At 74.7% G+C, this 25,558-nt stretch carries 27 protein-coding genes; 11 read left to right on the top strand and 16 right to left on the bottom strand.

Annotated features, from left to right (window positions below; genetic code table 11):
* Nucleotides 1–123 precede the first annotated feature (123 nt).
* Both ACIOJE_RS19575 and ACIOJE_RS19570 read left to right on the top strand, forming a co-directional pair.
* Nucleotides 124–3,336, top strand: coding sequence for an error-prone DNA polymerase (locus ACIOJE_RS19575; protein ID WP_400777519.1), 3,213 nt, complete (start codon nucleotides 124–126; stop codon nucleotides 3,334–3,336).
* A gap of 53 nt (nucleotides 3,337–3,389) precedes the next feature.
* Nucleotides 3,390–4,109, top strand: coding sequence for a DUF4232 domain-containing protein (locus tag ACIOJE_RS19570; RefSeq protein ID WP_400777517.1), 720 nt, complete (start codon nucleotides 3,390–3,392; stop codon nucleotides 4,107–4,109).
* 175 nt (nucleotides 4,110–4,284) lie between these two features.
* Here ACIOJE_RS19570 and ACIOJE_RS19565 read toward each other — a convergent pair whose 3' ends face one another.
* From ACIOJE_RS19565 to ACIOJE_RS19550, 4 genes are all read right to left on the bottom strand, one after another.
* On the bottom strand, nucleotides 4,285–5,136 hold the full coding sequence (locus tag ACIOJE_RS19565; RefSeq protein WP_400777515.1) for a TIGR03084 family metal-binding protein: 852 nt from the start codon (nucleotides 5,134–5,136) through the stop codon (nucleotides 4,285–4,287).
* 171 nt (nucleotides 5,137–5,307) lie between these two features.
* The gene (locus ACIOJE_RS19560; protein ID WP_400777514.1) at nucleotides 5,308–6,843 is read right to left on the bottom strand and encodes an AMP-binding protein; all 1,536 of its coding nucleotides are present in this window, start codon (nucleotides 6,841–6,843) and stop codon (nucleotides 5,308–5,310) included.
* Between the two features lie 51 nt (nucleotides 6,844–6,894).
* Entirely contained in the window at nucleotides 6,895–7,293 is a 399-nt protein-coding gene (locus ACIOJE_RS19555; protein WP_280674165.1) for a MerR family transcriptional regulator, read from the bottom strand.
* A 32-nt stretch (nucleotides 7,294–7,325) separates the two neighbouring features.
* Nucleotides 7,326–8,120 (bottom strand): SDR family NAD(P)-dependent oxidoreductase, encoded by a 795-nt coding sequence (locus tag ACIOJE_RS19550; protein WP_400777513.1) that lies wholly within the window; start codon nucleotides 8,118–8,120, stop codon nucleotides 7,326–7,328.
* A 102-nt stretch (nucleotides 8,121–8,222) separates the two neighbouring features.
* On the opposite strand from ACIOJE_RS19550, the gene ACIOJE_RS19545 reads away from it, so the two are divergent.
* The 3 genes from ACIOJE_RS19545 to ACIOJE_RS19535 are packed head-to-tail and all read left to right on the top strand — an operon-like array spanning nucleotide 8,223 to nucleotide 9,299.
* Nucleotides 8,223–8,345, top strand: a complete 123-nt coding sequence (locus ACIOJE_RS19545; RefSeq protein WP_400777512.1) for a hypothetical protein — start codon at nucleotides 8,223–8,225, stop codon at nucleotides 8,343–8,345.
* A complete protein-coding gene (locus ACIOJE_RS19540; protein ID WP_400777510.1) occupies nucleotides 8,342–8,902 on the top strand; it encodes a GNAT family N-acetyltransferase in 561 nt (186 codons plus the stop codon). The genes ACIOJE_RS19545 and ACIOJE_RS19540 overlap by 4 nt, the downstream gene beginning before the upstream one ends.
* Before the next feature lie 10 nt (nucleotides 8,903–8,912).
* Nucleotides 8,913–9,299, top strand: a complete 387-nt coding sequence (locus tag ACIOJE_RS19535; RefSeq protein ID WP_400663258.1) for a VOC family protein — start codon at nucleotides 8,913–8,915, stop codon at nucleotides 9,297–9,299.
* Nucleotides 9,300–9,417: 118 nt separating this feature from the next.
* Here the strand turns inward: ACIOJE_RS19535 and ACIOJE_RS19530 are convergent, their stop codons facing one another.
* A complete protein-coding gene (locus tag ACIOJE_RS19530) occupies nucleotides 9,418–9,999 on the bottom strand; it encodes a maleylpyruvate isomerase N-terminal domain-containing protein (RefSeq protein ID WP_400777509.1) in 582 nt (193 codons plus the stop codon).
* 187 nt (nucleotides 10,000–10,186) lie between these two features.
* On the opposite strand from ACIOJE_RS19530, the gene ACIOJE_RS19525 reads away from it, so the two are divergent.
* On the top strand, nucleotides 10,187–10,834 hold the full coding sequence (locus tag ACIOJE_RS19525; RefSeq protein WP_280674159.1) for an NAD(P)-dependent oxidoreductase: 648 nt from the start codon (nucleotides 10,187–10,189) through the stop codon (nucleotides 10,832–10,834).
* 92 nt (nucleotides 10,835–10,926) lie between these two features.
* Here ACIOJE_RS19525 and ACIOJE_RS19520 read toward each other — a convergent pair whose 3' ends face one another.
* The gene (locus ACIOJE_RS19520; RefSeq protein WP_400777506.1) at nucleotides 10,927–11,718 is read right to left on the bottom strand and encodes a dioxygenase; all 792 of its coding nucleotides are present in this window, start codon (nucleotides 11,716–11,718) and stop codon (nucleotides 10,927–10,929) included.
* Nucleotides 11,719–11,836: 118 nt separating this feature from the next.
* Here ACIOJE_RS19520 and ACIOJE_RS19515 point away from each other — a divergent pair, with 118 nt between their 5' ends.
* Nucleotides 11,837–12,304, top strand: a complete 468-nt coding sequence (locus ACIOJE_RS19515) for a MarR family winged helix-turn-helix transcriptional regulator (RefSeq protein WP_280674778.1) — start codon at nucleotides 11,837–11,839, stop codon at nucleotides 12,302–12,304.
* Nucleotides 12,305–12,452: 148 nt separating this feature from the next.
* Here the strand turns inward: ACIOJE_RS19515 and ACIOJE_RS19510 are convergent, their stop codons facing one another.
* From ACIOJE_RS19510 to ACIOJE_RS19500, 3 genes are all read right to left on the bottom strand, one after another.
* Complete coding sequence (locus ACIOJE_RS19510; protein ID WP_400777505.1) at nucleotides 12,453–13,703, bottom strand: RNA polymerase sigma factor; 1,251 nt, start codon at nucleotides 13,701–13,703, stop codon at nucleotides 12,453–12,455.
* Nucleotides 13,704–13,752: 49 nt separating this feature from the next.
* A complete protein-coding gene (locus ACIOJE_RS19505; RefSeq protein ID WP_280674156.1) occupies nucleotides 13,753–14,118 on the bottom strand; it encodes a YciI family protein in 366 nt (121 codons plus the stop codon).
* A 150-nt stretch (nucleotides 14,119–14,268) separates the two neighbouring features.
* Entirely contained in the window at nucleotides 14,269–15,852 is a 1,584-nt protein-coding gene (locus tag ACIOJE_RS19500) for a PucR family transcriptional regulator (protein ID WP_400777503.1), read from the bottom strand.
* Nucleotides 15,853–16,242: 390 nt separating this feature from the next.
* On the opposite strand from ACIOJE_RS19500, the gene ACIOJE_RS19495 reads away from it, so the two are divergent.
* The 3 genes from ACIOJE_RS19495 (at nucleotide 16,243) to ACIOJE_RS19485 (ending at nucleotide 18,656) form a co-directional block, all read left to right on the top strand.
* A complete protein-coding gene (locus ACIOJE_RS19495; RefSeq protein ID WP_400777501.1) occupies nucleotides 16,243–16,695 on the top strand; it encodes a molybdopterin-dependent oxidoreductase in 453 nt (150 codons plus the stop codon).
* 174 nt (nucleotides 16,696–16,869) lie between these two features.
* Complete coding sequence (locus ACIOJE_RS19490; protein WP_280674153.1) at nucleotides 16,870–17,388, top strand: GNAT family protein; 519 nt, start codon at nucleotides 16,870–16,872, stop codon at nucleotides 17,386–17,388.
* Between the two features lie 230 nt (nucleotides 17,389–17,618).
* Nucleotides 17,619–18,656, top strand: a complete 1,038-nt coding sequence (locus tag ACIOJE_RS19485) for a sphingomyelin phosphodiesterase (RefSeq protein ID WP_400777500.1) — start codon at nucleotides 17,619–17,621, stop codon at nucleotides 18,654–18,656.
* Between the two features lie 28 nt (nucleotides 18,657–18,684).
* Here the strand turns inward: ACIOJE_RS19485 and ACIOJE_RS19480 are convergent, their stop codons facing one another.
* Entirely contained in the window at nucleotides 18,685–19,749 is a 1,065-nt protein-coding gene (locus ACIOJE_RS19480) for a LacI family DNA-binding transcriptional regulator (RefSeq protein WP_400777498.1), read from the bottom strand.
* A gap of 234 nt (nucleotides 19,750–19,983) precedes the next feature.
* On the bottom strand, nucleotides 19,984–20,235 hold the full coding sequence (locus tag ACIOJE_RS19475) for a hypothetical protein (RefSeq protein WP_280674150.1): 252 nt from the start codon (nucleotides 20,233–20,235) through the stop codon (nucleotides 19,984–19,986).
* 41 nt (nucleotides 20,236–20,276) lie between these two features.
* On the opposite strand from ACIOJE_RS19475, the gene ACIOJE_RS19470 reads away from it, so the two are divergent.
* Entirely contained in the window at nucleotides 20,277–20,453 is a 177-nt protein-coding gene (locus ACIOJE_RS19470; RefSeq protein WP_400777496.1) for a hypothetical protein, read from the top strand.
* 23 nt (nucleotides 20,454–20,476) lie between these two features.
* Here ACIOJE_RS19470 and ACIOJE_RS19465 read toward each other — a convergent pair whose 3' ends face one another.
* The 5 genes from ACIOJE_RS19465 to ACIOJE_RS19445 all read right to left on the bottom strand — a co-directional run bounded on the left by ACIOJE_RS19465 (nucleotide 20,477) and on the right by ACIOJE_RS19445 (nucleotide 25,386).
* Nucleotides 20,477–21,238 carry a GNAT family N-acetyltransferase gene (locus ACIOJE_RS19465; protein WP_400777495.1) on the bottom strand — a complete coding sequence of 254 codons (762 nt, stop codon included), beginning with the start codon at nucleotides 21,236–21,238 and terminating at the stop codon, nucleotides 20,477–20,479.
* A gap of 109 nt (nucleotides 21,239–21,347) precedes the next feature.
* Entirely contained in the window at nucleotides 21,348–22,442 is a 1,095-nt protein-coding gene (locus ACIOJE_RS19460; RefSeq protein ID WP_400777493.1) for a WD40/YVTN/BNR-like repeat-containing protein, read from the bottom strand.
* A gap of 119 nt (nucleotides 22,443–22,561) precedes the next feature.
* Nucleotides 22,562–24,004, bottom strand: a complete 1,443-nt coding sequence (locus ACIOJE_RS19455) for an NAD(P)/FAD-dependent oxidoreductase (protein ID WP_280674147.1) — start codon at nucleotides 24,002–24,004, stop codon at nucleotides 22,562–22,564.
* On the bottom strand, nucleotides 24,001–24,462 hold the full coding sequence (locus ACIOJE_RS19450) for an OsmC family protein (protein WP_400777491.1): 462 nt from the start codon (nucleotides 24,460–24,462) through the stop codon (nucleotides 24,001–24,003). The genes ACIOJE_RS19455 and ACIOJE_RS19450 overlap by 4 nt, the downstream gene beginning before the upstream one ends.
* A 189-nt stretch (nucleotides 24,463–24,651) precedes the next feature.
* Entirely contained in the window at nucleotides 24,652–25,386 is a 735-nt protein-coding gene (locus ACIOJE_RS19445) for an alpha/beta fold hydrolase (protein WP_280674145.1), read from the bottom strand.
* Nucleotides 25,387–25,558 lie beyond the last annotated feature (172 nt).

Genomic DNA, 25,558 nt, shown 5'->3' with positions numbered 1-25,558 from the left:
CGGCCGCCGGCCACCACCCCAGGGGCAGCGGGAAGCGGGAGACAGCGGGAAACCGGAGGCAGCAGGAACCAAGGGGGAGCAGTAAGCAGGGGGGTAGGAAGCGCGAGAACGAAGGCACCCCCGATGGGCTTCACCAGCCACCCCACCCTCCCCTGGAGCGAGCTGCACCGCCGCCTGACCGGCGCCGCGCCGGACCGTACGGTCGTCCCCCTGCGCCGCCCCGCCCGGGAGAGCCCCGCCCCCAGGGACGACGGCGGCGAGCCCTGGGCCGAGCTGCACGTCCACTCCGCCTTCAGCTTCCTGGACGGCGCCAGCGACCCGGAGGACCTGGTCGCCGAGGCCGCCCGGCTGGGCGTGGAGACGCTGGCGATCACCGACCACGACGGCCTGTACGGCGCGGTCCGGCTGGCCGAGGCGGCCCGGGGGACAGGCGTGGCCACCGTGTTCGGCGCCGAACTGACGATCCGTCACGAAGCGGCCGAGGCCGAGCACCTGCTGGTGCTGGCCCGCGACCCGGCCGGCTACCGCCGCCTGTCCACGGCGATAGCCGCCGCCCAACTGGCCGGTGGCGCGAAGGGCCGCCCGGTGTACGACCTCGCGGCGCTGGCGGAGGCGCACGGCGGCCACTGGGCGGTGCTCACCGGCTGCCGCCTCGGCCGGGTCCCCGCAGGCCTGAAGGACGGCAGCGCCGAGCACCGGCTCCGTACCCTGGTCGAGGCGTTCGGTCGCGACAACGTCCACGTCGAGCTGATCGACCAGTGGCTTCCCGGCGACGACCGGCGCAACGACGCGCTCGCCGCGCTCGCCGCCGCCCACGGACTGACCGCCGTCGCCTCCACCAACGCCCACCACGCAGGCCCGGCCCAGGGTCGGCTGGCGCAGGGCCTGGCTGCGCTGCACGAGCGCCGCACCCTGCAGGACGCGGTCGGCTGGACGCGGGCCGCCGGCACCGCGCACCTGCGCTCGGGCCGGGAGATGGCCGCCCGGCTGGCCCGCTTCCCGGGGGTGCGGCAGGCCACCGCCGAACTCGGCCGCTCCTGCGCCTTCGACTTCACCAGGCTGGATCCGGAGCTCCCGGGCTTTCCCGTCCCCGCGGGCGAGAGTGAGACCAGCCATCTGCGCGCCCTGGTCGCGGCCGGCGGCCCGGCCCGCTTCGGCCCCGGCAACGCGGCGGCCCGGCGCCAGCTCGCCAAGGAGCTGGACGTGATCGAGGACCTCGACCTGGCCGGCTACTTCCTGATCGTCCACGACATCGTGGACTTCTGCCGGAGCCAGGACATCTGGTGCCAGGGCCGCGGCTCGGCCGCCAACTCGGCGGTCTGCTACGCCCTCGGGATCACCGCCGTCGACCCGATCCACTACAAGCTGCTCTTCGAACGCTTCCTCTCCACCGCCCGGGACGGGCCGCCCGACATCGACCTGGACATCGAGAACCGCCGCCGCGAGGAGGTCATCCAGTACGTCTACCGTCGTTACGGTCGCGAGCACGCCGCGCAGGTCGCCAACGTGATCACCTACCGTCCCCGGCTGGCGATCCGCGACGCGGCCCGGGTGCTCGGCTACCCGCAGGGACAGGTGGACGCGTTCAGCCGACAGACCGACTTCCGCTCCGCGCCCGGCGCGGACGCCGTCATCCCCGCCGACGTGCTCTCGCTCGCCGCCCAACTCCACGGCCTGCCTCGCCACTTGGGCATCCACTCGGGCGGCATGGTGCTCACCAGGGAGCCGATCGGCGAGATCTGCCCGACCGAGTGGGCCCGGATGCCCGGGCGCTCCGTCCTCCAGTGGGACAAGGAGTCCACCGCCGGCGCCGGGCTGGTGAAGATCGACCTGCTCGGCCTCGGCATGCTCGCCGCGCTGCACGACGCCTGCGACCTGGTCGCCGAGCACCACGGCCTGCGCTACGACCTGGCCACCATCCCGGACGCCGACGCGGGCGTGTACGCGATGCTGCGCCGGGCGGACACCGTCGGCGTGTTCCAGGTCGAGTCGCGGGCGCAGATGGCGACACTGCCCCGGCTCAAGCCGGACCACTTCTACGACCTGGTGGTCGAGGTCGCGCTGATCCGGCCCGGCCCGATCCAGGGCGGATCCGTCCACCCGTACCTGCGCCGCCGGGCGGGGGTCGAACCGGCCGACTGCCCGCACCCGCTGATGGAGAACGCGCTCGGCAAGACCCTCGGGGTGCCGTTGTTCCAGGAGCAGATGATGCAACTCGCCATCGACTGCGCCGGGTTCACGCCCGCCGAGGCGGACCGGCTGCGGCAGGCGATGGGGGCCAAGCGCTCGCACGAGCGGGTCGCCCGGTTGCGCGAGCGGCTGCTGGTCGGAATGGCCGAGCGTGGCATCCCCGAGGAGGTCGCCGAGGACGTCTACGGCAAGATCGAGGCGTTCTCCAACTACGGCTTCCCGGAGAGCCACGCGATCAGCTTCGCCTACCTGGTGTACGCCAGCGCCTGGCTCAAGTACCACTTCCCGGCGGCCTTCACCTGCGCGCTGCTGGCCAACCAGCCGATGGGCTTCTACTCGCCGCTGAGCCTGGTCGCGGACGCCCGGCGGCACGGGGTGCGGGTGCGCGGGGTGGACGTCAACGCCAGCGCGCCGCGCCCCACCCTGGAGCCGTACCGGGGGCCGACTCCGAAGCCGCCGCTGACCGCGGGCCGCCCGCAGCCGGCGATCCGGCTCGGCCTGGAGACGGTGCGCGGCATCGGCGCCCCACAGGCCGCGGCGATCGCGGCCGGCCGACCGTACGCGGATCTGGAGGACTTCGCCCGGCGCACCGGCCTGCCCGCACCGGCGCTGGAGTCGCTGGCGACGGCGGGCGCCTTCGACTGTTTCGGCCTGACGAGGCGTCAGGCACTGTGGATGGCAGGTGCGTTCGCCGGAATGTCGGCCGAGCTGATCCCGGGCACCGCGCCCGGGACGGAGGCGCCGCCACTGCCCGGCATGAGCCCGGTCGAGGAGACCATCGCCGACCTGTGGGCCACCGGGACCTCCGCCACCAGCCACCCGCTCCAGCATCTGCGCGCCCACCTGGAGCGCGGCGGCGCCCTGTCGGCCGTTCAGCTGCCGGACGTGACACCGGGAACGGCGGTGGTGGTCGGCGGTCTGGTCACCCACCGGCAGCGGCCGCCGACGGCCGGCGGGGTGCTCTTCCTCAGCCTGGAGGACGAGACCGGCCTGATCAACGTGATCTGCAACCGCCTGGTCTGGGAGTCCCAGCGCCGCACCGCCCTCGACCGGGCCGGCCTGCTGGTCCACGGCACCATCGAGCGCGACCGCGGCGCCACCAACCTGATCGCCACCCGGCTCACCCCGCTGCGGATCGGCCTCTGAGCCCGATCCGCAGCGGCCTCGGGCCCGGCGTGCGGTCGTGCGATGATCGCCGGATGAACGCGACGCGGCCGCAGACGAACCACCGGACACGGGCGCTCCGCCGGGCGCTCCCGCTGCTCGCCGCGGGCGCCCTGCTGGTCGGCTGCGGCAGCACGCACGTGACCGCCGCCGGCGGCGGCCCGGGGCCCACGGGCGCAGGGAGCCCGGGGACCATCGGCCCGGCGCCCACCACTCGGGCGCGCACCACCCCGGCCCCCACCGGCCCGGTGCCCACCCGCCCCATGTCCGACACCCTCACCGGCATCCCCCTTCCCGCCCCCACTCCGACGCCCACGCCGGTCTGCTCCCCGGAGGGCGTCATGATGGCCGCCGGGGAGGTGGAGGCCGCGATGGGCCTGCGGGCGATGACGGTCCGGCTCACCAACTGCGGCACCCGCCCCTACCGCCTGAACGGCCACCCGGGCGTGCGCGTCCTCGGCGCCGAGCGTGCCCCGCTCGACATCGGCGTGCGGCAGGGTGCGGCCGGCATCGCGACCGTCGAGGGCTTCGACGCCCCCGGGTCGCCGCTGACGCTCCAGCCGCAGGAGGCCGCCGAGTTCAAGCTGCTCTGGCGCAACACCGTGGCCGCGGGCGACCGCGCTCCGGACGACGGCCGCTACCTCGACATCGCCCCCCAGCCCGGCCGCCCCCGCCTCGCCGTCCCCGCCCACCTCGACCTCGGCACCACGGGCAGGCTCGGCATCAGCGCCTGGGCCAAGTCCGCCGCCCGGTAGGCCTGGTCGGAGCACGGCCACGGTCAGGCGGTGGCCACGGTCAGGCGGTGGCCGCGGGCAGAACGGTGGCAGCGGGCAGGGCGGTGCGCATGGTGTGCGTGCGAATCATGGCGGGAATTCCACCACCCGCCGCCGACCCCGGATCATCGCCGGGAGGAGTGGTCCACCCTGCGCCTCACCGATATGACGACTGGTCAGCTCCGGTGGGAGTTCGCCCCTTGCCTGGAGCGCCGGCGAAGACCTGGGCGATCGGGAGCCAGGCGGTCGCGGTGGGGCCGGTGGCGGTGAGGGCGAGGTCGTCGCGGTGGCGGCGCTGCGTCACCAGGAGGCAGAAGTCCAGCGCCGGGCCGGTCACCCGGTCCGCCGCGTCGGCGGGGCCGAAGGTCCACACGGTGCCGTCGGGCGCGGTGAGTTCGAGGCGGACGGGGTGCTGCGGGGCGGGCAGCCCGTGCACGGTGAAGGCGAAGCCGAGGGTGCGCAGTCCCAGGTGGGCGATGTGCCGCAGCCGGGCGGTGGGCTCGCGGGTGGCACCGAGTGCGTCGGCGACGTCCTGGCCGTGTGCCCAGGTCTCCATCAGCCGGGCGGTCGCCATCGAGGCGGGCTTCATCGGCGGGCCGAACCACGGCAGCCGGGTGCCGGCCGGGGCGGCGGCCAGGGCGGCCGAGACCTCCTCCCGGCCGGCGCGCCAGCGGGCGAGCAGGTCCACGGGCTCGGCGGCGGCACCGGCGGTCGCGCCCTCCTCCACCGGGTCGGTGCCGGCGTTCAGCAGGGCGCCGAAGCGCTCGCCGAGTGCCGCGGTGAAGCCGTCCGCGTCGCGCGCGGCGAGGGCGGTCCAGTCGTCGGTCCAGGCCAGGTGGGCGATCTGGTGCGCGACCGTCCAGCCCTCGGCGGGCGTCGGGCGGGACCAGTCGGCCGGGGCCAGGTCGGCCACCAGGGCGTCCAGCACCGCGCTCTCGGCCCGCAGGTCGTCCAGCAGCGCGGTCAGGACGTCCGCCGCGGGCGTCGTCGGGGCGTTCGGGTCCGTCATCGGCTCCCCTCCTTCCGGTTCCGGCGTGCTACCCGCCGGTAATCCACGGCCGCACCCTACGCCCGGCCCGGCCGCCGCGCCCGCCACTCCGTGGAACGCGCAGGTCAGGACTCGCGCCAGCGGTGGTGCCGCGTGTGACGATCTCGCGATGACAAGGGCCGCGGACAGGCCCTAGTTCACCTGCCGCTCCCGCCCCGTCCAGTACGGTTCGCGTAGCCGGAACTTCTGCAGCTTTCCGGTGGCGGTCCGCGGCAGGGCCGTCCGGAACTCCACCGAGGTGGGCGACTTGTAGCCGGCCAGCCGCTGCTTGCAGTGCGCGATCAACTCGGTCTCGGTGACGGCCTCCTGGCCCTCCCGGAGCACCACCAGCGCCTTGACCGTCTCGCCCCACTTCGGATCCGGCACCCCGATCACCGCGGCCTCGGCGACCGCCGGGTGGTCGTACAGGCAGTCCTCCACCTCGATCGAGGAGACGTTCTCCCCGCCGCTGATGATGACGTCCTTCTTCCGGTCGGAGATGGCCAGTTGGCCGTCGGTGAGGGTGCCGCCGTCGCCGGTGTGGAACCAGCCGTCCCGCAGGGCGTCGGCGGTGGCCTCGGGCTGCTGCCAGTAGCCGTCCAGCACGGTGTTGGAGCGCACCAGCACCTCGCCCGACGCGTCGACCCGCAGCCGGGTGCCGAGCGCCGGGGCGCCCGCCTGCACCAGCCGCTCGGCCCGTTCGGCGGCGGGCAGGACGTCCCACTCGGCCCGCGAGCGGTTCACCGTGACGACCGGGGAGGTCTCGGTCAGGCCGTAGAGCTGCATGAACTCCCAGCCCAGCTCGGACTCGACCTGCTGGACCACCGAGGTCGGCGGCGGCGCGCCGGCCACGATCATCCGCACCCGGTCCCGGCCCGGCACCGGGCCGTCCCACTCGGCGGCCGCGTCCAGCACCATCTGGACCACGGCGGGCGCGCCGCTCAGGAAGGTGACCCCGTGCCGCTCGACCCGGCGCAGGATCTCGGGGCCGTCCACCTTGCGCAGCACGATCTGCCGGGCGCCGAGCCCGGTGAGCGCGAACGGCAGGCCCCAGCCGTTGGCGTGGAACATCGGCAGGGTGTGCAGGTAGACGTCCCGGTCGCCGGCGCCGTAGTGCAGGCCCATCAGTACCGCGTTCAGCCAGATGTTGCGGTGGGTGAGCTGAACACCCTTGGGGCGTGCGGTGGTTCCGCTGGTGTAGTTGATCGTGGCGGTGTCGTTCTCGGAGACGGCGTACCGCCGCGGGGAGGTGTCGACGTCGTAGAGCAGCGCGTCGCTGTCCGCGCCGAGCACGAACGTGTGCTTGGCCGTCACCCCGTCCAGCGCGTCGGCGAGTTCGGGGTCGACCAGCAGGACGGACGCGCCGCTCTGCTCGACGATGTACGACACCTCCTCGGCCTTCAGCCGGAAGTTCACCGGGACCAGCACCCGCCCGTACCCGCTGACCCCGAACAGGGAGGTCAGCAGACGGGCCGAGTTGTGCGACACGACCGCGACCCGCTCGCCCGGCCCGACACCCAGCCGGTCCAGCCCGGCCGCCTGCGCCCGGGCCAGTTCGGCGACCCGGCGGTAGCTCAGTTCGCCCCAGGATTCGGCGGGTTGCACCGGCTCGTCGACGATGCCGACCCGGTCGCCGTAGACCAGCTCGGCCCGGTCGAGGAAGTCCATCACGGAGAGTGGAATCTGCATGCGCCCACTGTCCTCCCCGGGCCGCCCGCCGCATACCCCCGATCGGAGGTGTCACCCGTCGGAGGCCACCGAAGCCGCGGACGCATCCACCGCACCCGCGGACGCACCCACCGCGGCCAGCGCCGCGACCAGCCGGTCCCGGGTCTCGGCCTGGGCGGCGATCCGGCGTTCCAGCACGGCCAGCCGCGCCCGGGCGATCCGCAGCGCCTCGCCGGACGGCGGCTGCGCCAGGACGTCGCCGTCCAGGCAGCCGAGGAACGACCGGACGTCCTCCAGGGTGAGTCCGGCGGCCACCAGCGCGCGGATGTTGCGTACCCGGACGGCTGCCGTCTCCCCGTACTCCCGGTACCCGTTGGGCGCCCGCTCGGCGGCGAGCAGCCCGGCCTGCTCGTAGTGCCGCAGCGCCCGGACCGTCGCGCCCGTCGCCCGCGCCAGCTCACCGATCCGCACCCGTACGGCCCCCGTCCACGCTGCCCGGCACGTCACTTCACGAGCGCGCCCCCGTCCACCGAGAACACTACTCCGGTGACGAAGGAGGCCTGCGGGGAGGCGAGTTGCACGACCGCCCAGGCGACCTCCTCGGCCCGGCCGATCCGGCCCAGCGGGGTGTGCCCGATCTGCCACTCCCGCAGCGCCGCCAGCTGTTCGGGGCCGTACCCGGAGTGCTCGCCGATGGGCGTCTCGATCGCCCCCGGCGCCACCGCCGCGACCCGGATGCCGCGCGGCGCCAGCTCCACCGCCCAGCAGCGGGTGACCGTCTCCAACGCGGCCTTGCTCGCCGCGTACACCGAGTCCCGCGGCCAGCCGCGCTGGCCGATGGCGGTGCTGATGTTGACGATCACGCCCCGGCTCTCGGCGAGCGCGGGCAGCGCGGCCTGGCCGAGCAGGACCGGGGCGACCAGGTTGGTGCCCAGCACGGACTCGACGCCGTCCCGGGTGAAGTCGCCGAGCCCGCCGCCGCGGACGATCCCCGCGTTGTTGACCAGCACGTCCAGTCGCCCGTACCGCTCCAGCGTCTCCCGGACGATCGCCTCCGGTGCGCCCGGCCCGGTGACGTCCGCGACCAGCGGCTCGATCCGCCCCGGGTACCCGGCCGCGGTCTCCGCCAGCGGTTCGGCCCGCCGCCCGACCGCCACCACCCGCACCTGCGGCCCCTGCGCCGCGAACGCCCGCGCGGTCTCCCGCCCGATCCCCGTCCCGGCCCCGGTGACCACCACGACCCGCTGCCGCGTCGCCTCTTCGCCGCTCGCGTCGTTCTCGTTGCTCTCGCCGTTCATGCCGTCACCCTCCGACCCTGCCGCCAACGTCAGGGTCAAGCGGCAGAATGCCCCGCGTAGGAAGATCACAGCGAACGTCACGCACCCACGGGGAGAACCACCATGAGCGACGAACGACCAGGTACCCTCCACGACGCCGTCAGCGGCCTCCCGGCGACCCCGGTCGGCACCGACCCGGGCGAGCCGGGCCCCACCCCGCGTCGGGGCCGGGAGGGCCTGCAGTGACTGCCGCCATCACCGCGAACCCGATAGCCGACGGCCTGCTGCTGCGCCCCTTCGAGGACGCGGACGCACCGGCCCTGATCGAGGTGTACCGGGACGAGACGCTGCGCCACTTCACCCGGATCCCGGTGGGGAACGCCGAACAGGCCGCGCACTGGCTCGAATTGCAGTACCGGGGCCGGGCGGAGGGCCGCCGGTACAGCTTCGCCGTCCTGGAGCCCGGCACGGGCGAACTGGTCGGCAACGTCGCGCTCAAGCGCGGCACCCCGGGCGGGGAGACCGCCGAGGTGGGCTACTGGACGGCGGCCGCCGCCCGCGGCCGGGGGGTGGCCCCGCGCGCGGTCGAGTCGCTGACCGCCTGGGCCTTCGAGGCCTTCGCCGACGACGGCCTGATCCGGATCGACCTGCTGCACCAGGTGGACAACCTCGCCTCCTGCCGGGTCGCGGAGAAGAGCGGCTACGCCTTCCAGGAGGTGCTGACGGCCCTCCCGCCGGAGTTCCCGCTCGACGGCCACCGGCACTCCCGGAAAAGGCTGGACGGATCCGAACAGGCCAGGTGAGAGTATGCGCATGGCTTCTCTGGTACGACATGTGACGATCGACTGCGCCGACCCGTTCGGCCTCGCGGGGTTCTGGGCGCAGGCGCTGGACAGCACCGTGGGCGAGGACGACAACCCGGGCGACGAGGAGGCGCTGGTGGAGTCCGCCGGGGCCTCGCTGCTGTTCATCCGGGTGCCCGACGGCAAGTCGGTGAAGAACCGGGTCCACCTCGACCTCCAACCGCAGGACCGCAGCCGGGACGAGGAGGTGGAGCGCCTGGTCGCCCTGGGCGCGACGGTGCTCGCGGACCGCCGGACCCCGGACGGCAAGGGCTGGGTCACCATGGCCGACCCCGAGGGCAACGAGTTCTGCGTCGAGCGCAGCCAGGCCGAGCGGATCGCCACCGGCAACGCCTGATCTCTCGGCAACGCCTGATCCCTCGGCAACGCCTGAGTTCCCGACAGCACCCGTGTCGTCGGCAGCACCTGAGCGACCGGCAACTCCCGAGCACATCGGGCCCGATCAGGCCGGCCACTCACCCACGGCCGCCCGCCAGTTCCACGAGGACTTGCGCGGGCGGCCGTTCAGTTCCCCGCACCCGGTGCACCAGAGCAGCACGTCCGCCGGCGCGGCGCCGGGCTCGTCCGGGGCGTGCGGGAAGAGGCGGTCGAGGACGAGGACGCAGAGGTCGACGGGGGGGCTGCCAGGGCAGGCCGAGGCCGCGGGCGATGTCGTGGGTGTGCAGGAGGGTCTCGGCGACGCCCATCGCGGCGAAGCCGGGCGGGTCGCAGGGGCCGTGGTGGTAGGCGCGCAGCTCGGGCGGGGCGGCGTCGAGGGCGGTGGCGAGCAGCCGCCCGGCGGCGGTGACGACGGTCAGCACCTGGGCCGGGCCGGTGTCGGGGCGGACGGTGAGGTCGAGCGGCAGGTACCGGTCGGTGGGGCGGGCGGCGAGCTGGCCGGCGTAGGCGAGCAGGTCGTGCGCGAGGTGGGCGGCGGTGTCGCGGCAGCTCCACTCCAGCAGTCCGGCCGGGGCGCCCCAGTCGCGGTCCTCGGTGTGCGGGGTCAGGGCCCGTAGGGAGGCTTCCAGTGCGGTGCGTACCGCGTCGCCGTTGCGCACGATCACTCCTTCGGTGGATCGTCACACGATAGGCCGACGCCCCGAGCCCGCACAGCGCGTCCGTCCGATAATCGACCCTGTCTGACGCCATGTCGCGGCGACCTTCCCGTTACGGCGGCTCCCCGCCCCGGCGAACCCCCGCCGCGACGTCCCCACCACGACGCCCACAGAGACAGGCAGGTACCCCATGGCCAGAATCGCCGTGATCGGCGCCAACGGCACCATCGGCAGCGCCATCGTCGCGGAGGCGGCGGCACGCGGGCACGTGGTCACCGCCGTGGTCCGCGACCCGGACCGCTACCGGGGCGAGGCCGCCTTCGTCGAGCGCGCGGACGTCCTGGACCCGGCGGAGGTGGCCCGGATCGCGGCCGGCCAGGACGTCCTGGTGAGCGCCGTCGGCGGCGGCAACGGCCCGGGCCACCTGGCGCTGATCGAGCCGGCCGCCCGCTCGCTGGTGGAGGGCCTGCGCTCGCTCGGCGAGCGGGCGCCCCGGCTGGTCGCGGTCGGCGGCGCGGGCAGCCTGGAGACCGCGCCGGGCGTGCGGGCCTGGGACGCGCCGGGGCTGCCGGAGCCGGTGCTGCAGACCATGCACGCGCACGGCGCGGCGCTGGACTACTACCGGACGGTCTCCGACGTCCGCTGGACGGTGCTCAGCCCGGCCGCCGAGATCGGCCCGGGGGAGCGGACCGGCCGCTACCGGACGGGGCTGGAACAGTTGCTCACGGACGCCGCCGGGCACAGCCGGATCTCGGTGCCGGACTACGCGGTGGCCCTGGTCGACGAGGTCGACCAGCCCGAGCACATCGGTGAGCGCTACACCTGCTGCTCCCTGTAGCGCCCGACCTGTGGTGCCCCACCGGTGGAGTCCAGACCTGTGGTGCCCCACCCGTGGTGCCCGGCCCGCGGAGCCCGGCCCGGAGCCCCCGGTCAGCCCAGCTGGATCGACCGCTTGGCGAGCCCCATCCAGAACCCGTCGATGACGCTGCGCTGGCTGCCGAGGTCGGCCTCGCCGGCACCGAGGGTGACGAACAGCGGGGCGAAGTGCTCGGTGCGCGGGTGCGCGAGCCGTCCGGCGGGGGCCTTGTGCTCGAAGTCGAGCAGCGCGTCCAGGTCGCGGGCATCCAGGGCGCGCCGGCCCCAGTCGTCGAACTCGGCCATCACCGAGCTGATCCGGCCGTCGCTGCTGAGCGCCCGCAGGTTGTGGGTGAAGAAGCCGCTGCCGACGATCAGCACGCCCTCGTCGCGCAGCGGGGCGAGCCGGCGGCCGATCTCCAGCAGCCGCTGCGGGTCGAGCGTGGGCATGGAGATCTGGAGGACCGGGATGTCGGCCTCCGGGAACATCTCCACCAGAGGGACGTACGCGCCGTGGTCGAGCCCGCGGTCGGGGATGTCCTGGACGGGCGTGCCGGGCGTGCCGGGCGCGCGCAGCAGCTTGCGGACGCGGTCGGCGAGCTCCGGTGCGCCGGGAGCGGCGTACTCGACCCGGTAGTAGTGCTCGGGGAAGCCCCAGAAGTCGTACACCAGCGGCACGGTGGTGACGGCGCCGAGGGCGAGCGGGGCCTCCTCCCAGTGGGCGGAGACCATCAGGATGGCCTTGGGCCGGGGCAGGTCGGCGGACCAGGCAGCCAGTTCACCGGGCCAGATCGGGTCGTCGGCGAGCGGCGGCGCGCCGTGCGAGAGGTACAGGGCGGGCATACGCTCGGGGGCCGCGGTGCTCATGGCGTCCTCCTCCGGGTCGGATGGAAAGAGAAGTAGTTCAAATTTGAACCTCTCTCCACTGACCGTACACCTTGGTTCGAATTTGAACAACGGGAGTAGGCTTCACCACATGTCCACACTGAACGAACCCCGCTGGCTGGACCAGGACGAGATGGCCGCCTGGCGGGGCTTCGTCGTCGCGAGCAACCTGCTCAACCGCCGGCTGGAGCGCCAGCTCAAGGACGACTCCGGCCTCTCGCACCAGCAGTACGAGATCCTGGTGCACCTGTCCGCCGCCCCGGCCGGCTCGCTGCGGATGACCGAACTCGCCGACAAGCTGGTCACCTCCAAGAGCGGCCTCACCTACCAGGTCACCCAACTGGAGCGGATGGGCCTGGTCGCCCGCCGCTCCTGCCCCAGCGACGTGCGCGGCGTCATCGCCGAACTCACCGACCAGGGGCGGGAGACGCTGCGGCAGGCCGCGCCCGGGCACGTCGCCCTGGTCCGCGAGCTGCTGATCGACGTGCTCACCCGCGAGCAGCTGGCCGTGCTCGCCGAGGGCCTCGGCCAGGTCAGCGCCCGGCTGCGCCTCGACGACACGCCCTGACCCCCACGCCCTGACCCAGGCCCGGTGACCCCACGTCCTGACCCAGGCCCTGATCCGCTCCCGGCCGAGCACCCGAGCACCCGAGCACCCTGGCCCGCGTGGCCAGGCGCTCGGCTGAGCGCCCGTCCGCGCGCCCGGCTACGCCCGGCTAGGCGTCCGGCCGGGCGCCCCCGCCGAGCGCGGCCGCCCGCCCCCGCAGCAGCTCCCGCTCCCGCTCGTTGCGGGTCAGCTCCGCCGCGCGCTCGAACTCCGTCCGGGCCTCCGCCGCCCGCCCGAGCCGGGCCAGCAGATCGCCCCGCACGCTCGGCAGCAGGTGGTACCCGCGCAGCGCCGGCTCCGCCGCCAACTCGTCCACCAGCTCCAGCGCGGCCGCCGGGCCCTGCGCCATCGAGACGGCCACGGCCCGGTTCAGCGCCACCACGGGGGACGGCGTCAGCACCAGCAGCCGCCCGTACAGCGCGGCGATCGTCGCCCAGTCGGTGTCCTGGTAGCGCGCCGCCTTGGCGTGGCAGGCGGCGATCGCGGCCTGCACCGCGTACGGCCCGGTGCCGGCCCGCCCCAGCGCGTCGAAGCCCCGCCGGATGAGCAGCCCGTCCCAGCGGGTGCGGTTCTGCTCCGCCAGCAGGACGGGCCGTCCATCGGGCCCCGTCCGGGCGGCCGTCCGCGAGGCCTGGAACTCCAGCAGCGCGGCCAGCCCGTGCACCTCCGGTTCGGCGGGCATCAGCCCGGCCAGCACCCGGGCCAGCCGCAGCGCGTCCTCGCACAGCTGCGGGCGCAGCAGGTCGTCCCCGGAGGTGGCCGAGTAGCCCTCGTTGAAGACCAGGTAGATGACCTCCAGCACCGAGGAGAGCCGCTCGGTGCGGTCCTCCCCGTACGGCACCTCGAACGGTATCCGGGCCGTGGCCAGCGCCCGCTTGGCCCGGACGATCCGCTGGGCCACGGTCGGTTCGGGCACCAGGAACGCCCGGGCGATCTCCGGTGTGGTCAGCCCGCCGAGCAGTCGCAGGGTGAGTGCGATCCGGGCCTCCGCGGACAGCACCGGGTGGCAGGCGGTGAAGATCAGCCGCAGCAGATCGTCGTCGATGTCGTCCGGCTCGACCGGTTCCGGGGGCGGGACGTCCTCCAACGACCGCCCCACCTCGGCGAGTTTGCGGGCGTACACGTCCCGGCGGCGGACCAGGTCGATCGCCCGGTGCTTGGCGGCGGCCGTCAGCCAGGCGCCCGGATTGTCCGGGACGCCCGACCGTGGCCACTGCTCCAGCGCGGCCACCAGGGCGTCCTGCGCCAACTCCTCGGCGATGCCCACGTCCCGCACGATCCGGGTGACCCCGGCGATGATCCGTGCGGACTCGATCCTGAACACCGTCTCGACGGCCGCCGCCGCATCCCTCTCCGTCACGGGCACCCATCAGAGCAGCCGGCGGAGAGGGAGGCAAACACCACCACGGTTACGGCTGCGGCATCTCCTCGATCTGCCGGACCTCCGCCTCGACCGTCCAGCTCGCCGGGTGGGTGCTCAGGAAGCGGCGGGTCCACTCCAGGGCCTCCGCCTTGTCCTTGCACTGCAGGATGGCGTAGCCGCCGACGACCTCCTTGGTCTCGGTGAACGGCCCGTCGGTGTAGCCGACCTTCCCGTTGCTCCAGGTGACCCGGGTGCCCTGGGCGGTCGGGGTCAGCCCGGAGGTCTCCAGCATCACCCCGGCCTTGGTGATCTCCTCGAACAGGGCCCCCATCCGCTTGTCGAAGTCCGGGTCGGGCTCGAACCCGGCAGCGGCCTGCTCGTCGATACGGATCAGCGTCATGAAGCGCGGCATGGTGACTCCTCGGTCGGACGGGCGGGGCCTCTCCCCACCTCTCACCCCTGCGTCGAACGGGCCGGCGCCGGATCGACACCGGCCCGGAAATATCTTTCTCCGCCCTCGCCGGCCTCGCCGCCCGGGGCTCCCGCCGGGGCCTACCGGGGCCTACCGGGCGGCCGGGGCCGGCTGCGGGGCGCAGAGCAGGGCCGCGCGCAGGTCGAGCCGGTCCCGCAGGCGGGCCAGGTTGCGGCCGGTCAGCTCCTCGATCCGGCGGATCCGATAATGAACGGTATTGACGTGGATGTGCAGCGACTCGGCCGTCCGCGCCCAGGAGCCGTCGTGGTCCAGGAAGACCGCCAGGGTGCCCAGCAGCGAGACGCTGTTCTCCCGGTCGTGGGCGGTCAGCGGGGCCAGCAGCCGGGCGTGGAAGGCGGCCGTCACCTCCGGTGGGATGCCGCGCAACAGCCCGTCCAGCGAGTCCAGTTCGGCGGCGCTGCCGACCGGCCCGGCCGAGCCCTCCAGCACGTACCTGGCCTGTATCAGCGCCGCCCGCAGTGCGGCGGGCTCGGGCGGGACGGCCGGCCCGACTCCCACCCGTAGGGTGCGCCGGCCGGTCAGCCGGGCCTGCAGCGCGGGGCGGGCCTGGCGCAGCCGTTCGGCGACCTGCTCGGCCGGCGCGGCCACCAGCGCGGCGGACCGCCCGGCGCGGTCCGTCCCGGTGGCGTACGGTACGCCGAGCGGGTGAAGTGCCTCGGCCAGCGCGTGCGCGGCCCAGGCTGCGGGCACGCCCCCGTCCGCCGCGCCCTCGCCTCCCGCGCCCCCGTCCGCCGCGCCCTCGCCGCCCGTGCCCACGCCTCCCGCGGTCCCGTCCGCCCGGCCGCCGTCGATCCGCGCGGTGACCGCCACCAGCGCCTCGGCCCCGCCCAGTCCGCAGGCGGCGAGCGGCCCGGCGAGCCCGCCCTCCCCGGCGAGCGCGTCCAGCAGCCGCCCGGCGGCCCGGCGCCGGGCGCCCGCGGCGGCGTGGGCACGGGCGGCGAGCGGGGCGAGCAGGTCGGCCAGGCCCTGCAGCATCGGTTCGGCCGCCGCCGTACGCAGGTGCGGGCGCAGCCGCCAGCCGTCGAACGGCGAGCCGTCCTGCGGTCCGACCGGCAGCCCGGTGTCGCCGCGCCCGGCGGCGGCCGGGGCGGGTGTGGCGGTGGCGGCGACGGCCCGGCCGCCGATGGTGGTGATCGAGCAGTCCGGCACCCCGAGCCGGCCGACCGCGTGGGCCAGCACCTCACCGGCCCCGGCGTCCGCGCGCAGCAGGTCGAGCAGCTCGCGCCGGACGGTCTCCGGGATCGCCGCCGTGTCCTGGGCGCCGGCCCGCAGGTCGCCCCAGAGCCGCAGGTAGACCCGGTCGGTGACGGCGCGGAAGCTGACCCCGGCGGGCACCGCCAGCAGCGGGATGCCGTGGGTGCGGCAGGCGTCGGCGAGGCTGTCCGGGATGCTGCCGTGGGTGCCCTCGCCCGCCAGCAGCGCCGCCACGCCCGCGCTGCGCAGGGCGGTGGCGAAGCGCAGCGCGCCGGAGGCGTCGGCGGGCTGCCACCAGACCAGGCCGGTGAGGACGAGTTCGCCGGGCTGGAGGTAGCGGGCCGGGTCCTGGAGGTCGGTGGAGCTGACCCCGGTGATCGGGCGGTCGAGCAGGTCCGGTGTGCCCCAGGCCAGGCGGATGTCCAGGTCGTCGAGGTGCAGCAGGTCGCCGACGATCATCTCTCGCTCATCTCTCGCTCGCTCTCGCCCTTGTGCGCTGGACGGGACCACGTCTCGCACGTGCAAGGTTCAGGTGCGCACAGGCGTCGTAAATGCAGGTGGGGCGGCGGCAATTCTTCTTGTCGGATCATCCAGCGAGGGGGCCCCGGAGTGGTGCGGGGAACCAGTCGTCCGCCCGATTGCCGGGTTGCTTCAATCGGTGCGGGGCGCGTCGAGCCGTCTCCTCCGGCGCGCCCCCTCCGAGTCCGCAGATGCTGGCTGAAAGTGTTCCGACCCATCGCAGATGCCGCTGAAATAATCCCTTCAGCGCCGCAGCTGCGAATGTCCTGGACTCCCCTCGGGTAACCCTCTCCCGGGCCGCGGCGCCGCGGCCCGGGAGGAGGGAGCATCATGACCCCGTCGAGACCCACCGTCCGGCTGCACGGTCACCTCGACCGGCCCGCCGAACTGACGGTCGAGCAGCTGCGCACCCTCCCCGCGCACCGCGTCGAAGTCGGCTTCGACTGCCTGTCCGGGGGCGAGCAGCGGCACGGTTACGAGGGGCCCACGCTCTGGGATGTGCTGCGCGCCGCCCGGCCCCGGATCGACTTCTCCGGCCGCAAGCAGCGGCTGCGCTTCCTGGTGTCGGTCAGCGGTGCGGACGGCCACCGGGCCGTGGTGTCGTGGGCCGAGATCGACCCCGACTTCGGTGGCCAGCGGATCCTGCTGGCCACCAGCATGGACGGCGCCCCGCTGGACGCCGCCGGCCCGCAGCTCGTCGTCCCCGACGACCACTGCGGCGCCCGCTACGTCAGCGGGGTCACTGCCGTCTGGCTCGGCCCCCTGGGCGAACCGGCGGCCTGAGCCCGGCCCCGGCCCCGGCCCGAGCCCTGGCCCTGACCTGAGCCCCGACCCGAGCCCCGGCCGGAGCCCGGAAGTCGGCCGCCGCCCGCCCGCCGCGGCCCCCTGGTGGCGGGGTCGCGGGCGGTGCGGTAAAGCCGCTCGCCGGGCGGTGATTTCCGTGCCAACATGCCCCATATGGGGACGATTCTGCACGGTGCTCTCGTCACACTCCGCCCGGCCACGTCCGACGACGTCCCGGCCCTGGTGGTCATCCGCGGCACGCCCGAGGTGTTCGCCCGCTGGAGGGGCGGCGACGACCTGGCCGCCGCGGTCGCCACCGATCTGGAGGAGCCCGACACCGAGACCTTGGCCGTCGAGCTGGGTGGCCGGGTGGTCGGTGCCATCCAGTGGTACGCCAACAACGACGACGAGTACCGGCACGCCGGCATCGACCTCTACCTGGACCCGGAGGTGCACGGCCTGGGCCTGGGCACCGACGCCGTCCGCACCCTGGCCCGCCACCTGGTGCACGTCCACCACTACCACCGGCTGATCATCGACCCGGCCGCGGACAACATCGCCGCGATCCGCTGCTACAGCAAGGTCGGCTTCCGCCCGGTCGGCACCATGCGCCAGTACGAGCGCGGCCCGGACGGCACCTGGCACGACAACCTGCTGATGGATCTGCTCGCGGACGAACTGGTCGAGGGCTGACGGCGCACCTCGGCACCCCCGACGACGGGTGCAAGGGTGTACAGACATCTTGTCTCTCACCCACCCAGACCTGTACAGACATCTCATGGCCACAGTTGCGATCGCAACTGATCTCCTGGCGTTCTTCCCGACGTACCGGGCAGTAGCTACCGTTCCGCTGCCATCCCCGACGGCCGCCACCCCCGGCGCCGTCGGGCCCGCAGGGTAGACGAATCCCCAGGAGAACGCCCATGCTCTCGCGCCGTACGGCCACCGCCCTCACCTCGGCGGCCGCCGCCGCACTGCTGTTCGGCGGTACCGCCCCGACCGCCTCCGCCGGCACCCAGGCAGGCGCGACCACGCTGTCCGTCCTCGCCTTCAACGTCGACCTCGGCACCGCCGTCGTCGACAGCACCCAGAACGAGCAGGCCGCCCGCCGCACCCCGGTGATCGAGCAGATCGTCCGTCAGCACAACGCCGATGTGGTCGTCCTGGACGAGCAGTTCAACAACAGCTCGACCGCCGACATCAACAGCAAGCTCGCCGACCTCTACCCGTACCGCACCCCGGTGGTCGGCCAGACCTGCTCCGGCGGCGGCTGGACCGGCGTCAGCGGCAACTGCTCCAGCTCGTGGTTCGTCATCAACGGCGGCACGATGATCCTCTCCAAGTACCCGATCACCGCCCAGTACGCGCACGTCTTCGCCAACTCGACCTACGGCACCTGGGACTACCACGCCGACAAGGGCGCGGCGCTGGTCCGGGTGAACAAGAACGGCAGCTCCGCCTGGGTCGTCGGCACCCACCTGCAGGCCGACGAGTCGGACGTCTCCACCGACACCACCCAGTCCACCCGGCTCGGCCAGCTCGCCGAGATCCGCGCCTGGGTCGACGGGATCGTCGGCAGCAGCGCACCGGTCCTGATCGGTGGCGACCTCAACGTCGAGTACTTCCACGGCCAGAGCCGCGGCGACTACGCCAACGCCCAGTCCGCCGTGGGCGGCGTCCTCGGCACCCCGGCCACCGATCCGAGCCAGCCGCGGACCACCATGGACTGCCCGGTCTCCGCGTGGTGTCAGTACATGGCGGACGTCGAGACCTTCCCCAAGGACTACCGGGACGACCTCGACTACCTCGGCTACCTCAACGCCCCGGGCCGCCCGGTGCCGGCCGCGATGTCCACCGTGAAGGTCGACTTCGACCCGCAGGCGGGCTGGACCCCGGGCGGGCAGGACACCCTGGCCCCGAGCGACCACTACCCGGTCGAGGCCACCTTCCAGCTGAACTGACCCAGGCCCGATCCGGTCTGACGGAACGTCAGACCAGGGCTGTGGCGGTGACTCCGGCCGTGACTGCGGCCGCCCGGTCCGGCGCCGGGCAGCCGCAGGAGCGCCGCAGCACCAACCGCGCGGGGAAGGTCCGCGCACCGGTGGAGCACCGCTCGGCCCCGCCGAGCACCAGGTCCACCGCGGCGCGGGCCATCTCGTCCTGCGCGGTCGCGACGGTGGTCAGCGCCGGGCCGGCGATCACCGCCTCGGCGATGTCGTCGAAGCCGGCCACCGCCAGCTGCTCCGGCACCCGGATGCCCAGGTCGTCGGCGGCCCGCAGCAGGCCGATCGCCTGGTCGTCCGTCGTGCAGAACACGGCGGACGGCCGGTCGGGCCGCGCCAGCAGGGTGAGCGCCTCGGCGTGCGCCCGGACGCGGTCGAACGGCGCCGGGACGAGCCGGCCCTCGGTCGCCAGCCCGGCCTCGGCCAGGGCGGCGGCCCAGCCGGCCGTCCGCCCGGTGACCGGGTCGTGCGGGCTGAGCGCGAGGGTGCCGCCGAAGCAGTGCACCTCGGCGTGGCCGTGCCCGAGCAGGTGCCGGACCACCTCGCGGGCGCCGCCCTCGTCGTCCGCCACCACCGCGACGCCGTCGGCGCTCTCCGCCCGGTGGTGCAGCAGCACGACCGGCGTGCCGTCGCCCACGTCGAAGCCGGTGAGTCCGGGCGTGGCCGGGTCCTGGGTGACCAGGATCAGCCCGTCCACCTGCATGCCGAGGAACGCGCGGATGTAGTGCGCCTCGCGCTCGTCCACGTAGTCGGAGTTGCCGATCAGCAGCAGCCGGCCGTGCTCGGCGGCGGCCTGTTCGACCGCGTGCGCGAGCCCGGCGAAGAACGGCTGGCGGGCGTCCGGTACGACCATGCCGAGCAGGTCGGTCCGCCGTCGCGCCATCGCCTGGGCGACCCGGTTGGGGCGGTAGCCCAGTTCCTCGACCGCCGCGAGCACCCGCGCCCGGGTCGCTGGCGCCACCGGCCGCGGCCCGTCGTTGATCACATAACTCACGACCGCCGTGGACGTCCCCGCCACCCGCGCCACATCGTCCCGTGTCACCCTCGCCATGCCCGCGAGCCTACACAGCACCCCCGACCGGCCCGGGTTCCCACCGCCGCCGCCCCGATCGGGCCCTGATCGGCCGCCTGCGGCTGCGGCGCCCGCAGCCCGGCACCGAGGGTGGCGGGACAGCCGCCAACGTGGTGCTGCAGTTCATGGCGGCGGCGATGTGGGCGCGGGAGCTGTCCGTGCCGGCGCCGACGGCCCCGGACGGGTGAATCCCGCTCAGGACGTGCGGTCCGCTCAGTACGTATGGTCCGCGGTGACGTCCGCCGAGAGGGTGTCGGCGAGGGCCCGGGCGGCGGGGTCGCGGTCGTCGGCGGGGGCCGGGGTGGCGGCGGGGGAGTGCCGGGCGGCGGCGATCTTCAGCTCCTGGTAGCCGCGGAAGCCGAGCCGCTGGCAGGCCCGGACCACGGAGGAGGGCGCGGTGCCGGCCAGCGCGGCCACGTCGCTGACGCTCAGGTGCACCAGGTCGGCGCCCCGGTCGAGCACCACCTGGGCGACCCGCGGTCTCGCTGACCGCCTACGGCCTGGTGGTGTGGGCGCAGTCCCGGGGAGACCTGGCGACGATCGCGGCGCTGCGTGAGACCAGCATCGTGATCGCCGCCCTGATCGCCACCGTGGTCTTCCGGGAGCGCCTCGGACGGCTGCGGCTGACCGCCAGCATCGCCGTGCTGGCGGGGATCGCCGTCCTGGAACTGGCCCGGCCCTAGGGGGTGTTGGACCGTGCCGGGGCCTACTCCTGCTCCGGCACGATCACGGTCAGCGCGGTGGTCAGCAGCTCGAAGCCCAGCGATGCGTAGAGCCGGCGGGCCGGGTTGCCCTCGGTGACGGCCAACTGGATCTCGGCGAGCCCGCGTTCGGCGGCGTCGGCGACCGTCAGGCGTAGCAGGTCCGCGCCGAGGCCCCGGTAGCCGAGCTCCGGGTGGCGGAAGACCTCGCCGACCCACGGCACGCCGTCGCGGTGGGTGAGGATGAGCCCGGCCACCACCCGGTCGTCCGCGTCCACGGCGAGCAGGCTGGACGGCAGCACCGGCCCGATGACCTCCCCGGCGAGCAGCGGGGTGAGCCGCTCCGCCAGCGCCTGCCGGTCGTCGCCCGCGAAGTGGTCCGGGTGCCCGGGGGCGAACGCGGCCCGCCAGGCCGCGAACAGTTCCTCGGGCGCGCGGTCGCAGGGCACGGCCCGCAGGCCGTCCCGCAGCGGCGCCCCGGCCCAGTCGGCGGGCGGGGCGTCGGCGACCAGGTCGCGCCGCATGACGTGGGCGTGCCGGAGCACGGTCGCGCCGTGGTCCAGCAGGGCCTGGCCGAGCTCGGCGGTGCCGGACACCACCCACCCGGCCATCTCGGTACGGATGAACTCCACCGGGTCGGTGCCGCCGCTCCCGTCCACCACCTCCAGCAGGTCGGCCCAGGGCCGACCCGCCCGCTCGCCCGGGAGGTAGCGCACCACCGCCGCGCCCTCGCCGTTCCGTCCGATCACCCGGTCAGTCTCGGTCACATCCAGCCCCATTCGCACGATAGTTCGTCCGCCGTCATGCTCGGCGAGACCGCGCCCCCGGGCAACCGAATTGCCGGTCCGCCCCCGTTCGTCAGCCCGCCCCCGCTCGTCAACCCACCACCGCGGCCCGGACGCAGAGCACGTCCGGCAGGTGGGAGAGCAGCGGCGCCCAGCTCTCGCCCTCGTCGTGGCTGCCGTAGACGTCGCCGGTCCGGTTGCCGAAGTAGATCCCGGCCGGGTCGGCGTCGTCGGTGCGCAGCGCGTCGCGCAGCACGATGCCGTAGTGGTCCTCGCCGGGCAGGCCGTTGGCGAGCGGCTGCCAGCTGGTGCCGCCGTCGGTGGTGCGGAAGATCCGGCAGCGGCGGCCGGGCGGGATGCGGTCGTCCGAACCGCCGAGCGGGAACAGGTAGGCCGTGTCGCCCCGGCGGGGGTGGGCGGCGACGGCGAAGCCGAACTCGGCGGGCAGCCCGTCGACGATGGAGTGCCAGTTCGCGCCCCAGTCGTCGCTGCGGTAGACGCCGCCGTGGTTCTGCAGGTACAGGCGGTCGGGGTGGACCGGATCGGCGGCGATCTTGTGCACGCACTGGCCGAACTCGGGGTACTGGCTCTCCTCCGGGAAGAACTCGGCGCGCAGGCCGGTGTTGGAGGGCTCCCAGCTGTCACCGCCGTCCTTGCTGCGGTAGACGCCGCCGCTGGAGACGGCGACCAGCAGCCGCTGCGGGTCGCGCGGGTCGGTGACGATGGTGTGCAGGCCCTGGCCGCCGTACCCGGCGCCCCACACGGGCCGCTGCGGGTGGTTCCAGAGCGACTCGACCAGGCTGAAGGTCTCGCCGCCGTCCTCGGAGCGGAACAGCGCGGCCGGCTCGGTGCCGGCGTAGACGACGCCGGGGGCCTCCGGGCCGGCCGGTTGGAGCTGCCAGACCCGGGTGAGCGAGGCGCCGGTGGACTCGGGGAAGCGGATCGCCGGCTGCGGCGGCTCGTACCAGGTGGTGCCCAGGTCGTCGGAGCGCCAGACCGACGGCCCCCAGTGGCTGCTGTCGGCGCCGACCAACAGCCGGGTGCGGCCGTCGCGGCGGTCGACGGAGACGGAGTAGATCGCGTTCATCCGGAAGTGCGGCCCGCTGAACTCCCAGTCCAGCCGGTCGCGGCTGCGGCCGAGAAAGAGGCCCTTCCCGGTTCCGACGGCCAACAGCACCTCGGTCATCCCTCACACCACCTGGTCACGAGCACGGCCCCCCCGGGACGGCCCCCGACCGCCAGTGTCCCGCCGTCCACCGGTGGTCACGTCGCGCCGCGCCCGGGGTCCGTGTACTCACCCCCGGTTCACCCCCGGCAGCCCTCCAGCAGCCGCAGCCACACCTCGCTGATCGTCGGGTACGAGGGGACGGCGTGCCAGAGCCGGTCGATCGGCACCTCGCCGACCACCGCGACGGTCGCCGAGTGCAGCAGTTCGGCGACCCCGGGGCCGACCAGGCAGGCGCCGACCAGCACCTCCCGGTCCAGGTCGAAGACCACCCGGGCCCGGCCGCGGTAGCCGTCGGCGTACAGCGAGGCCCCGGCGACGGCGCCGAAGTCGTGGTCGACGTTCTTGACCCGCAGCCCGGCCCGTTCGGCGGCCGCCAGGGTCAGGCCGACGGCGGCGACCTCCGGGTGCGTGAACACGACCTGCGGCGCGCCCGCACTGTCGGCCGACGCGGCGTGCGCGCCCCAGCGGGAGGTGTCCAGCGCCCGCCCCTGGGTGCGGGCCACGATCGCGGCGCCGGCGATCCGGGCCTGGTACTTGCCCTGATGGGTGAGCAGCGCCCGGTGGTTGACGTCCCCGGCGGCGTACAGCCACTCGCCGTCGACGCCGAGCACGGTGCAGCTGTCGTCCACGTCCATCCAGTCGCCCGGCTTCAGCCCGACCTGCTCCAGCCCGACGTCGGCGGTGCGCGGGGCCCGCCCGGTCGCGTACAGCACCTCGTCGGCGGTCAGTCGCTCCCCGCCGTCGAGCGTCAGGACGACCGGTCCGGCGCCGTCCGCCCGCTCCAGCGCGGTGACCTCGGTCCCGAAGCGGAGGTCGACCCCGGCCTCCCGCAGGCCCTCCGCGACGAGCTCGCCCGCGAACGGTTCCATCCGCGGCAGCAGCCTGTCGCCGCGCACCAGCAGGACCACCTCGGAGCCGAGCGCCCGCCAGGCGGTCGCGAGCTCCACCCCGACCACGCCGCCGCCGACCACCGCCAGGCGGCCGGGCACGGCCGGGGCGGCGGTCGCCTCCCGGTTGGTCCACGGGTGGGCCTCGGCCAACCCCGGCACGCCGGTGGGGAGCACCGGCCGGCTGCCGGTGCACACGGCGACGGCGTGTCGGGCGGTGAGCGTCCGCTCGGTGCCGTCCTCGGCCTCCACGGTGACGGTCCGCACGCCCGCCAGCCGGCCGTGGCCGCGCACCAGCTCGATGCCGGTGTCCCGCAGCCACTGCACCTGGCCGTCGTCGTTCCAGTGCGAGGTGAAGGAGTCCCGCCGGGCCAGCACCGCGGCCGGGTCCAGCGTCCGGTCGCCGACCGCCTCCCGGGAGCCGGCCACGGCGCGGGCGTCGGCCAGCGCGGCCACCGGGCGCAGCAGCGCCTTGCTCGGCATGCAGGCCCAGTACGAGCACTCGCCGCCGACCAGTTCGGCCTCCACGACCACCGTGCGAAGCCCGGCGGCGGCCGTCCGGTCGGCGACGTTCTCGCCGGTCGGGCCGGCCCCCAGGACGATGACGTCGTACTCCTCGGGTGTGGTGGTCATGCCCGGTCCTCCGTGGTGTCGATGGCCACCCCGGCCCGCAGGGCGAGGGTGACGGGCGTGCGCTCGCAGGCGTCGATCAGCCGGGCGCGCTGGGCGTCGTCCAGCGCGCCGGTGAGGGCGACCCGCCGGGAGATCCGCCCGTGGAGGCCGTTCGTCTCGTACCCGAGCCTGACCTGGACGGCCTCCAGCGGCCACTTCTTGCGCTCCGCGTACATCCGCAGGGTGATCGCGGTGCAGGAGCCGAGCGAGGCGAGCAGCAGGGCGAACGGCTCCGGCCCGCTGTCCGAGCCGCCGCGCCGCACCGGCTCGTCGGCGGTCAGCGGGTGGGTGCCGGCCTTGACGTCCACGTGGAACGGCGCGTCGGTGGTGCTGCCGGTCACGACGGCGGTGGTGACCCGCTTGAACTCCGGGTCGGCGGTGGACGGTTCGGCCGCGCGGCCGGTGTGTTGCTTGCTCATCGAAGGCTCGCTTTCCGTTCGGATCCGGCCTCCCCGCCGGACCGGCGCCGTGCCGCGTGCCCGGCGCCGTGCCCATCCTGCGACGTCAGCCCGGGTTCGCGCAGACGAACACGCAGACGAACACGCAGACGAACGCGTAGGCGGGCACGCAGCCGAACGCGTCGCGACGTTCCGGGCCCCGACGGCGGGTCAGAGCGCCGCGAGCTCTGCCAGCACCGCCGCCGTGTCGGCCGGGCGGGAGAACATCGGCCAGTGCCCGGTGGGCAGTTCGCGCAGCTCCCAGTTCGGCCCGTCGAGCCCGACGAACCACGGGTGGCCCGCCGCGACCATCGCGTGCACCCGGGCGAGCGGGAACGAGCAGGACACCAGCGCCTGTGGGAGCCCGGCCGCGGCGCCGGTCAGCCGCAGCCGATCCCGGTACGCCCCGGCCGGGTGGGGGGTGGCCCGCTCGCGGATCCGGGCCAGCGCGGCCTCGTCCAGGCCCTCCTGGTCGGCGCCGTTGGCGGCGAGGTCGGCCCAGGACGGCATCGGGAGCCGACCGCCGACCACCGAGGCGTCGGCCAGCGCGCGGTAGTCGGGCCGCCAGATGTCGTACAGCGAACCGCCGTCGACCACCGGGCCGCTGTCCAGGTAGACCACCCGGCGGATCCGCTCCGGCATCCGGTCCGCGACGCCGCCCACCGGGGCGCAGGCGCCGCTGTGCGCGACCAGCACCACCTCCCACAGGTCCTCGCGGACGAGCAGGTCGGCCAGCGCGGCGACGTGTTCCGCCAGCCCGATCGGCCCGGCGTCGCCCGCGCGCTCCGCCACCCCCGGCAGGGTCACCGCATGGACGGTGTGCCCGGCGGCGCGCAGCGGCGCGGCGACCTCGTCCCAGGCCCAGGCGCCGAGCCAGAAACCGGGGACCAGTACGAACGTGCTCATGGTGGATCGCTCCTCGTCGTCGGGCAGGACCTCCGTCGCCGACGACTCTAGGATCGAATCCGGACGGATTCTGTCCGGATTGCCGGTCGGGCCCGGAAGAAGGGCCCGGAAGAAGGGCGCGGGTCCGGGCGCCGGCGGCGCGGCTCACCGCCTGGAGCTGAACGCGCGAGGC

The organism is Kitasatospora sp. NPDC087861 (genome assembly GCF_044742585.1).
Lineage (GTDB): Bacteria > Actinomycetota > Actinomycetes > Streptomycetales > Streptomycetaceae > Kitasatospora.
The sequence above is the reverse complement of the archived record's forward strand: the minus strand, read 5'-3'. Positions and strand labels throughout refer to the sequence as shown.

Bases quoted from the DNA above. Each gene is read 5' to 3' on its own strand.
- ACIOJE_RS19575 (WP_400777519.1), top strand. From the start codon at position 124: ATGGGCTTCACCAGCCACCCCACCCTCCCCTGGAGCGAGCTGCACCGC.
- ACIOJE_RS19545 (WP_400777512.1), top strand. From the start codon at position 8,223: ATGAGCGACGAACGACCAGGTACCCTCCACGACGCCGTCAGCGGCCTC.
- ACIOJE_RS19560 (WP_400777514.1), bottom strand. From the start codon at position 6,843: ATGCAGATTCCACTCTCCGTGATGGACTTCCTCGACCGGGCCGAGCTG.
- ACIOJE_RS19455 (WP_280674147.1), bottom strand. From the start codon at position 24,004: ATGACCACCACACCCGAGGAGTACGACGTCATCGTCCTGGGGGCCGGC.
- ACIOJE_RS19460 (WP_400777493.1), bottom strand. From the start codon at position 22,442: ATGACCGAGGTGCTGTTGGCCGTCGGAACCGGGAAGGGCCTCTTTCTC.
- ACIOJE_RS19490 (WP_280674153.1), top strand. From the start codon at position 16,870: ATGGGGACGATTCTGCACGGTGCTCTCGTCACACTCCGCCCGGCCACG.
- ACIOJE_RS19500 (WP_400777503.1), bottom strand. From the start codon at position 15,852: ATGATCGTCGGCGACCTGCTGCACCTCGACGACCTGGACATCCGCCTG.
- ACIOJE_RS19495 (WP_400777501.1), top strand. From the start codon at position 16,243: ATGACCCCGTCGAGACCCACCGTCCGGCTGCACGGTCACCTCGACCGG.
- ACIOJE_RS19450 (WP_400777491.1), bottom strand. From the start codon at position 24,462: ATGAGCAAGCAACACACCGGCCGCGCGGCCGAACCGTCCACCGCCGAC.
- ACIOJE_RS19535 (WP_400663258.1), top strand. From the start codon at position 8,913: ATGGCTTCTCTGGTACGACATGTGACGATCGACTGCGCCGACCCGTTC.
- ACIOJE_RS19445 (WP_280674145.1), bottom strand. From the start codon at position 25,386: ATGAGCACGTTCGTACTGGTCCCCGGTTTCTGGCTCGGCGCCTGGGCC.
- ACIOJE_RS19570 (WP_400777517.1), top strand. From the start codon at position 3,390: ATGAACGCGACGCGGCCGCAGACGAACCACCGGACACGGGCGCTCCGC.
- ACIOJE_RS19505 (WP_280674156.1), bottom strand. From the start codon at position 14,118: ATGCCGCGCTTCATGACGCTGATCCGTATCGACGAGCAGGCCGCTGCC.
- ACIOJE_RS19525 (WP_280674159.1), top strand. From the start codon at position 10,187: ATGGCCAGAATCGCCGTGATCGGCGCCAACGGCACCATCGGCAGCGCC.
- ACIOJE_RS19485 (WP_400777500.1), top strand. From the start codon at position 17,619: ATGCTCTCGCGCCGTACGGCCACCGCCCTCACCTCGGCGGCCGCCGCC.
- ACIOJE_RS19565 (WP_400777515.1), bottom strand. From the start codon at position 5,136: ATGACGGACCCGAACGCCCCGACGACGCCCGCGGCGGACGTCCTGACC.
- ACIOJE_RS19480 (WP_400777498.1), bottom strand. From the start codon at position 19,749: ATGGCGAGGGTGACACGGGACGATGTGGCGCGGGTGGCGGGGACGTCC.
- ACIOJE_RS19520 (WP_400777506.1), bottom strand. From the start codon at position 11,718: ATGAGCACCGCGGCCCCCGAGCGTATGCCCGCCCTGTACCTCTCGCAC.
- ACIOJE_RS19550 (WP_400777513.1), bottom strand. From the start codon at position 8,120: ATGAACGGCGAGAGCAACGAGAACGACGCGAGCGGCGAAGAGGCGACG.